14 protein-coding genes and 1 pseudogene are annotated in these 13,065 nt (G+C 63.4%); 7 read left to right on the forward strand and 8 right to left on the reverse strand.

Features of this window, described 5'->3' with window-relative positions; genetic code table 11:
- Window positions 1–40: 40 nt before the first annotated feature.
- Window positions 41–1,885, reverse strand: a complete 1,845-nt coding sequence (gene ilvD, locus LB516_RS02445) for a dihydroxy-acid dehydratase (RefSeq protein WP_224718851.1) — start codon at window positions 1,883–1,885, stop codon at window positions 41–43.
- Window positions 1,886–2,152: 267 nt separating this feature from the next.
- Here ilvD and LB516_RS02450 point away from each other — a divergent pair, with 267 nt between their 5' ends.
- Window positions 2,153–2,623 carry a VOC family protein gene (locus tag LB516_RS02450; RefSeq protein WP_015314150.1) on the forward strand — a complete coding sequence of 157 codons (471 nt, stop codon included), beginning with the start codon at window positions 2,153–2,155 and terminating at the stop codon, window positions 2,621–2,623.
- 95 nt (window positions 2,624–2,718) lie between these two features.
- On the opposite strand, the gene LB516_RS02455 is transcribed toward LB516_RS02450, so the two are convergent.
- Together LB516_RS02455 and LB516_RS02460 are read right to left on the reverse strand one after the other, a co-directional pair.
- Entirely contained in the window at window positions 2,719–4,311 is a 1,593-nt protein-coding gene (locus LB516_RS02455; RefSeq protein ID WP_140614886.1) for a peptide chain release factor 3, read from the reverse strand.
- A gap of 160 nt (window positions 4,312–4,471) precedes the next feature.
- A pseudogene (locus LB516_RS02460) lies at window positions 4,472–4,594 on the reverse strand (alpha/beta fold hydrolase); the annotation flags it as partial.
- A gap of 98 nt (window positions 4,595–4,692) precedes the next feature.
- Between LB516_RS02460 and LB516_RS02465 the strand changes: the two are divergent.
- Window positions 4,693–5,766 (forward strand): NAD(P)/FAD-dependent oxidoreductase, encoded by a 1,074-nt coding sequence (locus tag LB516_RS02465; RefSeq protein WP_140614887.1) that lies wholly within the window; start codon window positions 4,693–4,695, stop codon window positions 5,764–5,766.
- On the opposite strand, the gene LB516_RS02470 is transcribed toward LB516_RS02465, so the two are convergent.
- The 3 genes from LB516_RS02470 to LB516_RS02480 all read right to left on the reverse strand — a co-directional run bounded on the left by LB516_RS02470 (window position 5,760) and on the right by LB516_RS02480 (window position 7,159).
- Complete coding sequence (locus tag LB516_RS02470; protein ID WP_157163613.1) at window positions 5,760–5,900, reverse strand: hypothetical protein; 141 nt, start codon at window positions 5,898–5,900, stop codon at window positions 5,760–5,762. The genes LB516_RS02465 and LB516_RS02470 overlap by 7 nt on opposite strands.
- Window positions 5,901–6,097: 197 nt before the next feature.
- Window positions 6,098–6,895, reverse strand: a complete 798-nt coding sequence (locus tag LB516_RS02475) for a class II glutamine amidotransferase (RefSeq protein ID WP_224718852.1) — start codon at window positions 6,893–6,895, stop codon at window positions 6,098–6,100.
- A gap of 15 nt (window positions 6,896–6,910) precedes the next feature.
- Window positions 6,911–7,159, reverse strand: coding sequence for a DUF6356 family protein (locus LB516_RS02480; protein WP_140660550.1), 249 nt, complete (start codon window positions 7,157–7,159; stop codon window positions 6,911–6,913).
- A 115-nt stretch (window positions 7,160–7,274) separates the two neighbouring features.
- On the opposite strand from LB516_RS02480, the gene LB516_RS02485 reads away from it, so the two are divergent.
- From LB516_RS02485 to LB516_RS02505, 5 genes are all read left to right on the forward strand, one after another.
- Window positions 7,275–7,745, forward strand: coding sequence for an Lrp/AsnC family transcriptional regulator (locus tag LB516_RS02485; protein WP_140723189.1), 471 nt, complete (start codon window positions 7,275–7,277; stop codon window positions 7,743–7,745).
- An 85-nt stretch (window positions 7,746–7,830) separates the two neighbouring features.
- A complete protein-coding gene (dut, locus tag LB516_RS02490; RefSeq protein ID WP_140723192.1) occupies window positions 7,831–8,316 on the forward strand; it encodes a dUTP diphosphatase in 486 nt (161 codons plus the stop codon).
- A 54-nt stretch (window positions 8,317–8,370) separates the two neighbouring features.
- Window positions 8,371–9,042 (forward strand): HAD family hydrolase, encoded by a 672-nt coding sequence (locus LB516_RS02495; RefSeq protein WP_140723195.1) that lies wholly within the window; start codon window positions 8,371–8,373, stop codon window positions 9,040–9,042.
- Between the two features lie 341 nt (window positions 9,043–9,383).
- Window positions 9,384–10,187, forward strand: a complete 804-nt coding sequence (locus LB516_RS02500; protein ID WP_015314158.1) for an isocitrate lyase/phosphoenolpyruvate mutase family protein — start codon at window positions 9,384–9,386, stop codon at window positions 10,185–10,187.
- Between the two features lie 15 nt (window positions 10,188–10,202).
- Window positions 10,203–11,201, forward strand: a complete 999-nt coding sequence (locus tag LB516_RS02505; protein ID WP_140723198.1) for a proline racemase family protein — start codon at window positions 10,203–10,205, stop codon at window positions 11,199–11,201.
- Here the strand turns inward: LB516_RS02505 and LB516_RS02510 are convergent.
- The gene (locus tag LB516_RS02510) at window positions 11,193–11,918 is read right to left on the reverse strand and encodes a sulfate transporter family protein (protein WP_224718931.1); all 726 of its coding nucleotides are present in this window, start codon (window positions 11,916–11,918) and stop codon (window positions 11,193–11,195) included. The genes LB516_RS02505 and LB516_RS02510 overlap by 9 nt on opposite strands.
- 119 nt (window positions 11,919–12,037) lie before the next feature.
- Window positions 12,038–12,940 (reverse strand): EamA family transporter, encoded by a 903-nt coding sequence (locus LB516_RS02515; RefSeq protein ID WP_140723201.1) that lies wholly within the window; start codon window positions 12,938–12,940, stop codon window positions 12,038–12,040.
- Window positions 12,941–13,065 lie beyond the last annotated feature (125 nt).

Here is a 13,065-nt window from a genome sequence, read left to right on the forward strand (position 1 = left end):
GGAGTTTGTGCCGCAGCGCCTGCCTGACGAGATTCGAACTTTACTCCGGCACGTGCCTCACCGCCCCCTTGTCGGCGCTGGTGGCGAAGGCGGCGTAGGCGCGCAGCGCCGTCGTCACCTTGCGCTTGCGCTTTTCCCGCGGCTTCCAGGCGTCCGCGCCCCTGGCCTCCATCGCCGCTCGGCGCGCATCGAGTTCCGCGTCATCGACGGCAAGGCGAATGGTGCGGTTCGGGATATCGATCTCGATCGTATCGCCCTCCTGCACCAGTCCGATCAGCCCGCCTTCCGCCGCTTCCGGCGAAGCATGGCCGATGGACAGGCCCGAGGTGCCGCCGGAGAAGCGCCCATCGGTGACCAGCGCGCAGGCCTTGCCGAGGCCTTTCGACTTCAGATAACTGGTGGGATAGAGCATCTCCTGCATCCCGGGGCCGCCGCGCGGACCCTCATAGCGGATGACGACGACGTCACCAGCCTTGATCTCATTGGCAAGGATCGCCTTGACCGAAGCATCCTGGCTTTCGAAGACGCGAGCCGGTCCGGTGAATTTCAGGATCGATTCGTCGACGCCGGCTGTCTTCACGATACAGCCGTCGAGCGCCAGATTGCCTTTCAGGACGGCAAGGCCGCCGTCTTTCGAGAAAGGCGTATTGGCCGAGCGGATGACGCCTGTCTCGCGGTTCATGTCGAGCTCGTCCCAGCGACCGTCCTGGCTGAAGGCGACCTGCGTGGGCACGCCGCCGGGCGCGGCGAGAAAGAAGTCGCGCACATTCTGGCTCGAGGTGCGCGAAATATCCCAATGGTCGAGCGCCTCGCCGAGGCTCGCCGTATGCACGGTTGGCAAGTCGCGGTTGAGCAACCCGGCATTGTCGAGCTGGCCAAGGATGGCCATGATGCCGCCAGCGCGGTGGACGTCTTCCATGTGGACGTCGGACTTGGCCGGCGCCACCTTGCATAGCACCGGCACCCGCCGCGACAGCCGGTCGATGTCTTCCATGGTGAAATCGACCTCGCCCTCATGCGCGGCGGCCAGAATGTGCAGCACGGTGTTGGTGGAGCCGCCCATGGCGATATCGAGCGTCATGGCATTCTCGAAGGCGCCCTTCGAGGCAATGCTGCGCGGCAATGCACTCTCGTCATCCTGCTCGTAGTAGCGCTGGGCGAGATCGACGATGAGATGGCCGGCCTCGACGAACAGGCGCTTGCGGTCGGCATGCGTAGCCAGCGTCGAGCCGTTGCCGGGCAGCGACAGGCCCAGCGCCTCGGTCAGGCAGTTCATGGAATTGGCGGTGAACATGCCCGAACAGGAACCGCAGGTCGGGCAGGCCGAGCGCTCGATGACCTTGACGTCCTCGTCGGAGATCTTGTCGTCGGCGGCCGCAACCATGGCATCGACGAGGTCGAGCGCCTGCGTCTTGCCGGCCAGCACAACCTTGCCGGCTTCCATCGGGCCGCCGGAGACGAAGACGGTCGGGATGTTGAGGCGCAATGAGGCCATCAGCATGCCGGGCGTGATCTTGTCGCAATTGGAAATGCAGACCATGGCGTCGGCACAGTGCGCATTGACCATGTATTCAACGGAATCGGCGATCAGCTCGCGCGACGGCAGCGAATAGAGCATGCCGTCATGGCCCATGGCGATGCCGTCGTCGACGGCGATGGTGTTGAATTCCTTGGCGACACCGCCTGCCTTCTCGATCTCGCGCGCGACGAGCTGGCCTAGGTCCTTCAGATGGACATGGCCCGGCACGAACTGGGTGAAGGAGTTGACCACCGCAATGATCGGCTTGCCGAAATCGCTGTCCTTCATGCCAGTAGCGCGCCACAGGCCGCGGGCGCCGGCCATGTTGCGGCCATGGGTGGTGGTGCGGGAGCGATAGGCGGGCATGAATTTTCCTTGGCTGTCTGGCTGCGCTCGATGCGGAGCGTGGCGGCGCTGAATTTTGATCGCAGGGTTTATAGACCGCCAAGTATGGTCTGGCCACATTTTTGCAATGCGCCAGGTTCTCCTGAAAAAACGAGCGTCTCAGAAAAATTCGATGTCTATGTCGGGTCGGGCGTATTAGGGCCGTCCTTGGGCAGACGGCAAGAAATGGCACCATTCTCGGAGTCAGCCGTTTCATTGTAACAGCAGGAAGCAACCTAGGAGCACGACATGCAAAAGATCACCACCTGCCTGTGGTTCGACGGCCGGGCAGAAGAGGCGATGAATTTCTACGTCTCCATCTTCAAGAATTCGAAGGTTACGAGCGTTCTGCGTTGGCCCGAGGGTCACGCCGATGCGGGCAAAGTGCTGATGACCACGTTCGAGCTCGACGGCGTGCCGTTCCAGGCGCTCAATGGCGGACCGCAATTCAAGTTTAACGAGGCGATGTCACAGTCGATCGACTGCAAGACGCAGGAAGAGGTCGATTACTTCTGGGAGAAGCTTATCGAAGGTGGCGGCGAACCTTCGCAATGCAGCTGGCTGAAGGACAAATTCGGTGTGTCTTGGCAGGTCGTGCCGGAGCAGCTGCCGCGCCTGCTTCTGGATCCGGACAGGGCCAAGGCCGGCCGGGTGATGTCGGCAATGATGCAGATGAGCAAGATCGATATCGCTGAGATCGAAGCGGCGGCCAAGGGGTGATCATAAGAGTAGAGTAGTGAGTAGTTGCTAGTGAGTAGTGCGATGGGAGAACGAGGCGCACCTACTCACTACTCACTACTCACTACTCACTAGAATCACGCCGCCTTGTCTCGCACCTGATAATCCTTGATCGTGGCGAAGCGGATCGCCTTCCAGCGTTCGGCTTCGTAGTTCAGCGAGAAGGCATGCTGGGCGAGGAAGACCGGGTCGTTGTCGAGGTCGCGGGCGATGTCGCCGCGATGCGCCTCGATGAAGCGAAGCACCTCGCCCTTGTCGTCGGCCGATATCCAGCGGCAGATGGAAAAGCGCGACATCTCGAATTCGACCGGCAGCGTATATTCGAAGTTCAGCCGCTCTTTGAGCACATCGAGCTGGAGGGCGCCGACGACACCGACGATGGCCGGCGAGCCGTCTTCCGGCGAGAACAGCTGGACGACGCCCTCCTCTGCCATCTGGTGCAGCGCTTCCTTGAGCTTTTTCGCCTTCATCGCGTCGCCGAGACGGACGCGACGCAGGATTTCCGGGGCGAAGTTGGGCACGCCGCGAAACAGGATTTCCTCGCCTTCGGTCAACGTGTCGCCGATGCGCAGCGTGCCGTGGTTCGGAATGCCGACGACATCGCCGGCAAACGCCTCGTCGGCGGTGACGCGGGTGCGGGCAAAGAAGAATTGCGGCGCCGAGAGTGACATCGGCTTGCCGGTGCGCACCAGCTTGGCCTTCATGCCGCGCTCGAGCTTGCCCGAGCAGACGCGCACGAAGGCGATGCGGTCGCGGTGATTGGGATCCATGTTGGCCTGGATCTTGAAGACGAAGGAAGTCATTTTCTCCTCCGTCGCCTCGATAGTGCGGGTATCGGCCTCCTGCGCGCGCGGCGGCGGGCCAAAGGCGCCAAGCGCCTCGATCAGGTCGCGCACGCCATAATTGCGCAGCGCCGAGCCGAAATAGACCGGCGTCAGATGGCCCTCGCGAAAGGCCTCGATGTCGAGCGGACGGCAGGCTTCTCGCGCGAGCTCGAGTTCCTCGATGAAGGCCTCGCGCTCGTTTTCCGGCAGAAGGCCGGCAACGCGGTTGGAATCGGGACCGTTGACGGGGGTGCGTTCCTTCTCGTCATCGCCCTTGCGCACGGCGTTCAGCGCCAGGTGATAGGTACCGGAGAAGGTCTTGCCACGGCCGATCGGCCAGGTGATGGGCGCTGTGTCCAGCGCCAGCTTCTGCTCGATCTCGTCCAAAATCTCGAACGGATCGCGGCTTTCACGGTCCATCTTGTTGACGAAGGTGATGATCGGGATGTCGCGCAGCCGGCAGACCTCGAACAATTTCAGCGTGCGCGGCTCGATGCCCTTGGCGGCGTCGATGACCATGACGGCCGAGTCGACCGCCGACAGCGTGCGATAGGTATCGTCGGCGAAATCCTCGTGGCCCGGCGTGTCGAGCAGGTTGAAGACGTTGTCCTCATATTCGAAGGTCATCACCGAGGTGACGACCGAAATGCCGCGCTCGCGCTCGATCTTCATCCAGTCGGACCGGGTCTGGATACGGTCCTTCTTGGCCTTCACCTCGCCGGCAAGCTGGATGGCGCCGCCGAACAAAAGCAGCTTTTCGGTCAGCGTCGTCTTGCCGGCGTCGGGGTGGGCGATGATCGCGAAAGTGCGGCGGCGCGCCACTTCCTCTGGGATAGTTTCGGGCATTCTCTTGGGATTTCCGTGTGACAGGCCGGGCTTCTAGCAGCGCAGCGCCGGGCTGTCGACCGGTCCGGCGGCGTGAACACCGCCGGTTGCGGGGCTTGCTTCAGGCTGGCTCGTTCAAGCGGCCTGCCTGAACGACCCCCGGAAGCCATCCGGCATGGCACTGCCGCGCCGCGAGATGAAAGGCAAGGGCCGTGCCCCAATCCTGGGCGACCAGCACCATGTCCTGGATGCCGAGCGCGTCGAGGAAGGCATCGAGATAGCGCACATGGTCGAAGAAGCGATGATGTCAAGATGCATAATTTTGCGCTGCCAATGTTGGCAACGGGCCGCCGGAATGGCACTGGGATGAACCGTCCCCAATCACGAGGCAAAGGAGCGACCATGACCGAGGCGAAACAAGTGATCGTCATCGGCGCCGGCATCATCGGCGCTTCCATCGCCTGGCATCTGACCATTGCGGGCGCGCAGGTGACAGTCATTGCCGAAAGCGAACGCGGCGGCGTGGCGACCCCTAACTCGTTTGCCTGGATCAACGCAAGCTGGGGTAACCCGGAGCCGTATTTCCGGCTGCGCACCCGCGCCATGGCTGAGTGGGCTCGCCTAGCGCGGGACCTGCCCGGCCTGCCGCTCAATTGGTGCGGCGGCCTGTGCTGGGATCTGCCGGCGGCCGACATGGAGACCTATGCAGCGGAGCATTCTGAGTGGGGCTACGGAATCGAGCGCGTCGACCGCGGCGAGGTGGCGCTCATCGAACCCAATCTCACCGAGCTTCCCGATTTCGCCCTGCATGTCGCAGAAGAGGGTGTCGCCGAGCCTGTCGCGGCCACCAAGGCACTGCTGGCCGATGCCGAACGGCGCGGCGCGCGAATCCTCTTCAGCACGGTGACGGCGCTTGTCCAAAGCGTCGGCAAGGTCACCGGCGTGGACACATCGCATGGACTGTTTGCCGCCGACGAGGTGGTGATCGCGGCCGGCGTGGGTTCGCCAGACATTGCCGCGACCGCTGGCATCAACCTGCCGATCGAGACACCGCCCGGGTTGATCGTCCACTCGCGGCCTTACAAGAAACTGCTCAACGGGCTGGTGCTGGCCGAGCGCCTGCACATGCGTCAGACCGCCGAGGGTCGAATCATCGCCGGCTCGGATTTCGGCGGCGCCGATCCCGGCATGGACGCCGAAGCCACGGCGCGTGAATTGTTCGCGGCCATGAAGGCCATGCTGCGCGACAGCGACGGGCTGGAGCTGGATTTCCACACCGTTGGCTACCGGCCGACACCGATCGACGGCTTTCCGATCATCGGCCGCGCCAAAGGCAAGGAGGGTGTCTATATCGCGGTCATGCATTCCGGCATCACTCTGGCGCCAGCCATCGGTCTGTTCGCCACGCGCGAAATTCTTGATGGCAAGCGCGACACGCTGCTGGCGCCCTATGGATTGGATCGCTTCGCTCAATAGCCGGGCGGACGGCGAAAGCCGCTGGTCAAGGGCATCATCGCCCTGGCGATGCCGAGCAGCCGCGCCTCCGACCAGCGTTTGCCGACCAATTGCAAGCCGATCATCACGCTGCACGCCATGATTGAGGTCGTCACTCTACGGCGCCCCCTTTGTCCTGCCGGACATCTCCCCCACGGGTGGGGAGATTGGCAGTTTTCGGCGCTTCGCTCTGTCCTGCAACGCTGGGGATTGGCGAAAGCCATTGAGGCATCCGATCTCCCCCTTGTCGGGGAGATGTCCGGCAGGACAGAGGGGGGCGCTGTCCCGCGACGTTACTCAATGCGACGAAAGCCTATCCAACCAGCGCCAGTTTCGCCGCGACCGGAGCGAATGGATGTATGTCGATGCCATCCCTGGTCATGGTGACGAAGCTCGATGGCGGAGTCGCCTGCCAGTCGCCGCCCTCGCGATCGAAGGGCTCGGAGACGATGCAGCGGCCGGCCCCTTTGCGGAAAATGGACGTATAAAGCGTCGGAGCCAGGGCATCGGTGGCATAGCGCACCGCATACAATGCCTGTCCGTCGGAGAAGGCGGCGGTCAGTTTCAGCGCCGGCTCGAGACCGGCACGACGCCAGGCTTCCAGCACCCGGCTGGTGGCGCGCGAGACGGCGCCTTGCGGGTCGGCCGAAAGACCCTCGTCGATCATGAGCAGAAAAAAGAGTTCGGAATCGGTGGTGCCTTCGCGCTGGTCGAAAACGGCGGACAGCGAGTTCTCCAGCGCGCGGCGGATTTTTTCGAAACCGCCGATCTGGCCGTTATGCATGAACGACCAGCGTTCTGAGATGAACGGATGGCAGTTCATGCGGCTGGTGGCGCTGCCGGTCGAGGCTCTGACATGGGCGAGGAACAGGCTGGACTTGATCTGCCGGCACAGGCTTTTCAGATTGGGATCGGACCAGGCCGGCAGGATATCGCGGTAGAGGCCGGGTTCTGGTCTCTCGCCATACCAGGCAAGGCCGAAGCCGTCGCCATTGGTGGGCGACTTCGCTTCCTGGGCGCAATGGCTCTGGGCGATCAGCGAGTGACAGGGCGCCGTTAGGATGTCCTCGAGAAAGACCGCTTCACCGAGATAGGCCGCCCACCGGCACATCGCTTCTGTCTTCCTCTAGGCGCGATCCGAAAGAGCAGCGGGCTCGTTGATCGCGTGCGTGCCTCTGTTGTGCGTCCGCTCGTAGAGCTCGCGAATGATTCGGCTGGCGGTAGTCTCGAAGAGAAATGGCAAGAAAGCGTGAACAAAAGCTGCTCCCGCCGCCATCAGAAGGCGCGAGGAAAACCAGGCGGCGAAGGCCATATGGCTGAAATAGGTCTCGCCGACCTTGGCCGGATGAGAGGTGAAGATCCTTGCGACCGACATGCTGGTTCCCCTTCAGCGCTTTTCGTTTCGATATGAGTATCCTGACACGCCTCACCGGTTCATTGGTCCCAAAATATCCTTGTATTTTGCTATTCCATGGGACAAATATCCCAATATGAGCTTTGACATCGACGAAATTGATCGAAAACTGCTCGCCGAATTGCAACGTGACGGCACGCTGTCGGTCGACCAGCTGTCGGAGCGGGTAGCCTTGTCGCGGAATGCCTGCTGGCGTCGCGTCAAGCGGCTGGAGGAAGATGGCATCATCACCGGCCGTGTGGCGCTGGTCGATGCCGAGAAGCTCGGACTCGGCCTTTCGGTGTTCATCCTGATCCGCACATCCAATCACGACCCCGACTGGCTGCAGAAATTCCGGGCGGCGGTGAACGGTCTTTCCGAGATCATCGGGGTCTACCGGATGTCCGGTGATCTCGACTATGTGCTGCGCGCCCGCGTCGCCGACGTGAAAGCCTATGACCGGCTCTACCAGCGGCTCATCGCCAAGGTGGCTTTATCCGATGTCTCCGCCTCCTTCGTCATGGAGGAGATCAAGGAGACGACGGTGGTTCCTATGGAACTCCGCTAGGCCACAGTGATGCCTGAAAGAAAGCCGTTGATAGCGCCGCGGTCGAGTTGACCGAATCGACATTCGCGCCGATAGGATCGATTTTATGCGCGCAGCCCTTCAAACACCTTCCGTCATCGGTCCCACCGTGGGCTTCGTCAGGTTGCCGCATGGCGAGGGACTTCCGCTTCCCGCCTATGAAAGCGCCGGCGCCGCCGGCATGGATTTGCGCGCGGCGGTGCCTGAAGACCGGCCGCTTCTGATCCTGCCGGGCAAGCGCGCCTTGGTAGCGACGGGGCTGATCCTGGAAATTCCCGAAGGCATGGAAGGCCAGGTGCGGCCCCGCTCGGGCCTTGCCTTCAAACACGGCCTTACCGTCCTCAATTCACCGGGCACGGTCGACAGCGATTATCGCGGCGAGGTGAAGGTGCTGCTGGTCAATCTCGGCGACGAGGATTTCGCGGTGACGCGCGGGATGCGCATTGCCCAGATCGTTTTCGCCGCGGTGACGCAGGTGGCGGTTGAAGAGCGTTCGCTGGCCGGCGGCACGGCGCGTGGCTCGGGCGGATTCGGATCGACCGGCACTGCCTGATGCCTGGCTGTGTTTCGGCACAGTGAACCGTTTTGCCGGGTAGACTGATCCAACATGACTGAAACACGCCCCCTGCCAAAGCTCGTCATCTTCGACTGCGACGGGATCCTGGTCGATACCGAGAACCTCGCCAACCGGCGCCTGGCCGAATGGCTGAGCGACGCCGGTTTTCCAACGACCTTCGAATATTGCCGCAAGAACTTCTCCGGCCGCAGCATGGTCTCGGTGCAGAAGGAGATCGAAGAGACGACCAGCGTCAGGCTCGGCGCCGATTTCGTCGAGCGCTGGAATGCCGGCCTGCCGGATCTGTTCGCTCACGGTGTCGAGGCGATCCCTTATGTCCGGGAGTTCATCGAGGCGGTCCGCGCGGCCGGCATCGCTTATTGCGTCGCCACCTCGGCCAGGATCTCCAAGATGCACATAACGCTTGGCCAGACCGGTCTGTTGCCGCTGTTCGAACATGCCATGTTCAGCGCCACCATGGTGTCGCGCGGCAAGCCGTTCCCCGACCTGTTCCTGCATGCGGCCAAAACGATGGGCTTCCCGCCCGCCGACTGCATCGTCATCGAAGACAGCGTCGCCGGCACGCAGGCTGGCATCGCCGCCGGCATGCGGGTGTTCTCCTATCATGGCGACCCCTATTCCGACCTCGACGGCTTGATCCAGGCCGGCGGCATCCTGTTCGACGACATGCGCGAACTCGCCGGGCTGGTGCCGATCCACTGATCCGCTGCACTGGACGCCACGAAGCGCGGTGCTACCTTCCGCGCGCCCGACAATGGGGCGCCGCCATGCCAACGTACCTGCTTCGCTTCATCCTCACCTGGGGTGCTGCTGCGGCTTTTGGGGATGGCGGCCTCTGCACAAGCCGTCAGCTTCCCTGACCTCGGCAGCGCGCTGCCCGTCACAAGGATGCCACCTCCGTGCCTGTCGAGATGCGCCACATCAACGCTTTCGAGAAATTGGCAGCAGAGAACGAGAAACGCTTCTGAACCAACCGCATTCGTTTGCCCGGCCGCAAACAGCGCGGTAGCATCCGCCCCAATACTCGTTATGGGGGAGCATTCATGGACAAGGGCAAGATTTTTCGCGACCTGCATGCCTCGACCTTCGTCATGCCCAATCCCTGGGATCCGGGCACGACGAAGCTGCTCGGATCCTTCGGCTTCAAGGCACTGGCCACCACCAGCGCCGGCTTTGCCTTTTCGCGCGGCCTGCCGGATGGGGCCGTGACCTTCGACCAGATGATCCATCATTGCCGCGAGGTGACGGGCGCGACCGACCTGCCGGTCTCGGCCGATCTCGAGAAGGGCAAGGGGGACAGCGCCGAGCAGGCCGCCGAAACCATTTTCGCGGCGGAAGCGGCCGGGCTTGCCGGCTGCTCGATCGAGGATCACACCGGCGATCCTGAAAAGCCCATCTACGAGTTTTCGCACGCGGTGGAGCGCGTCGCCGCAGCGGTGGAGGCGGCGCGGGCGCTGAAGCGCGACTTTGTCTTCACGGCGCGGGCCGAGAATTTCCTCTGGGGCAAGTCGGACCTCGACGACACGATCAAGCGGCTGCAGGCGTTCGAAAAAGCCGGCGCCGACGTGCTCTATGCACCTGGTATCGGCGATGTCGAGATGGTGCGGACCTTGTGCTCTGCGGTCGGCAAGCCGGTCAATGTCATGGCGAGGCCCGGCTTCACCATCGCCGACCTCGCCATGGCCGGTGCCAAGCGGATTTCGCTTGGGCCATGGCTGACCAATTTCGCCTACGGCATGCTGGAGACGGCGGCGCGCGAGATCCAGCAGGACGGCACGTTCGGCTTCACCCGCGCCGCCATGCCGTTCGGCAAGCTGCAGGCGCTGTTCGGCAAATCCCAGGGCTAGGATGGGTTCGGCCGCATGAACCTTACCGTTGTCGACATGCATACGGGTGGCGAGCCGCTACGGATCGTCACGGGCGGTTATCCCGCTATCCCCAAGGGCACCATTCTTGAGAAGCGCGCCTATGTGCGGGACCATCTCGACCATTTGCGCAAGTTGCTGATCTTCGAGCCGCGCGGCCACTATGACATGTATGGCGCTTTGCTGGTCGAGCCCGATTTGCCCGGCGCCGACCTCGCGGTGCTGTTCATGCACAATGAGGGCTATTCGACCATGTGCGGCCACGCCATCGTCGCGCTCGGCCGCTACGCCGTCGATCAGGGGCTGGTGGCGAAGCAGGAGCCGTTCACCACCGTGAACATCGAGGCGCCGTGCGGCCTGGTCGTCGCCTCGGTCGCGGTCAGCGATGGCAAGGCCGGCGCGGTGTCGTTCGAGAGCGTGCCGGCGTTCCTGTTCGCCGGCGATCGACAGATCGAGCTGACAGGCTATGGCAAGATCGGTTTCGACATCGCCTATGGCGGCGCCTTTTACGCGCTGGCCGACTGTCATCAATTCGGGCTGGAGTTCGGCCACGACCGCCTGCGCGATTTCGTCGACGCGGCAACCGCGCTGACGAACCGGCTGAAGGCCGAGTTTCCGCTGTCGCATCCCGATCATGATGACCTCGCCTTCCTCTATGGCACCATCCTGACGGATGGAAAGGACGCTTTTTCCGGAGAGGCCACCAGGAATGTCTGCGTCTTCGCCGAGGCGGAGGTCGACCGCTCGCCAACCGGTTCCGGCGTCACCGCCCGGCTGGCGGCCATGCATGCCAAGGGCGAGATCGCCGTGGGGCAGACGCGAACGTTCGAGAGCATCGCCGGCTCACGCTTTTCCGGTGCGGTGGCGCGAACAGCGCAGGCCGGCCCGCATGAAGCGATCGTCGCCCGCGTCGGCGGCCGTGCCTATTATTCCGGACGAGCCGAATTCATTGTCGAGCCGGACGACGAGTTGGGGCGGGGATTTCTGCTACGCTGAAGAGATTTGGCGCCGCGAGGCGCGCGCGACTTCCCGTGCCGAGATCGCCTTGTGCAGATGCACCATCATGGCGGCGGCGAAGAGCGGCGTCAGCAGGTTGAGCAGCGGCACGGCGAGGAAGGCCGCGACAACCAGCCCGGAGAGAAACACCGTACCGGCATACTGCCTGCGCAGGGCCCGGGCCTCTTCTTCCCCGCGAAAGCGCATGGCGGCGAATTCGAAGAATTCGCGTCCGAGCAGGTAGCCGTTGACGATGAAGAAGGCGGCGATGTTGATGCCCGGCACCAGCAGGAGCATCAGCGCCACGACGTTGCCCAGGATGACGACGCCGAAGAATTTTATCGCCAGCACCAGCGAGCGCAATACCGGCATGGCGCGTCCGACTGGGTCGCCGGGATAATCGGTGCGCTCGACCACTTCGGCCACATCGTCGAGGAACAGGCCGGCGATTACCGCCGTGACTGGCGCGATCAGAAGCGCCATGCCGAAGGCCAGCGCGATGGCCGCGACGATGCCGCCCAACCAGCCGGCCCAGGACGGCATGCCGGGCAACAATGTGTGCAGCCACGGCAGGGCAAGCCATTCGACAAGGCTGGTCAAGCCGAACCACAGGGCGACCAACGCCAGCAGGGTCAAGCCGAGCGTCTTGATGAACACGGCGCGAAACGGAGGCGAGAGCAGCTCAAGGGCCGCAGTGCGGGCAGCGTCGAAAATCACGTGCTTCACCCCCAGGTCAGCGGACACAGCCACAAGGCAGGACGCCTCCGAGATAGGCGGTGCGGCCCGCGAGCACAAGCGCGGGCCGTTGCTTGCCTTCGTATGTTCCCCAGATCTGCCTATCGGGCTAAGCCCGGCTTACGAACCGGTATGGTCATGGCCGCCACGCCGGCGACGACAAACCCCATGCCGAGCCAGGCCGTGGGCCCCAGGCTTTCGCCGAGGAAGACGGCGCCGATGCCGACGCCGATCGGCACCCGCAGATAGGCCTGAGACGTGGTGCCGACCGAACCCAGCGTGTGGATCAGGCGGAAATAGATGACGAAAGCCAGTGCCGTCGAAAACACGGACAGGCCGAGCAGGGCAAGGATGGAAGCCGTCGAAGGCGCCAGCGTCCATGGCTGGTCGACCGCCAGGCTGAGCGGTACCAGCATGACAGCGCCGCACAGCATCGAACCGGCGGCGGGAAGCATCGGATCGAGGCCCTTGAAGCCTCGGCCGAAAATGGCGGCCCCGGCATAGCAGATCGTCGCCGCGACGATGGCGATCTGTGCCCAGAGCTGGTGGCCGATGCCGCCAAGCGCCTGCGTGCCGACGATGAGGCAGATGCCGGCGATGCCGGCGCCAACGCCGACCAGCTTGCGCACGGTCACCGGCTCATGACGGGTGATAAGCGCCGTCAGCAGGAAGGTGAAGATCGGCGAGGTGGCGTTGAGGATGGTGGCAAGGCCGGCGTCGACCGAACGCTCGGCCGCGGCGATCAGCGTGAACGGGACGACGCTGTTGAGGCAGGCCTGGAAGGCGAAGCGGCGCCAGCTTGCCGCATCGCCCGGCATGGCAAGCCCGCGCCAGCGGATGATGGCGAACAGGATGGCGCCGGCGATAAGGGTGCGGGCGGCGATGAAGGTGATGGGCGGGATGGTCTCTACGCCGATCTTGATGAAGGTATAGGAGGCTCCCCAAAGCACCGCCAGCACGCCCAGCAATGCCAGGTCGATGGTCGTGTTGTTTTTGGCAGGCATGGGCTCGCGCCTTCGGACCGTGATTGAACAGGCGCAGATGTAGGCGACATCGCGACGAAATGTTTCGGCCACGGTCGAATTGTCGTAGCGCCTGGCTGGCGCGGCAAGGACAGAAAATCGGTTGC

Origin of the sequence: Mesorhizobium sp. CO1-1-7 (genome assembly GCF_020164885.1) — a bacterium.
GTDB lineage: Bacteria > Pseudomonadota > Alphaproteobacteria > Rhizobiales > Rhizobiaceae > Mesorhizobium > Mesorhizobium australicum.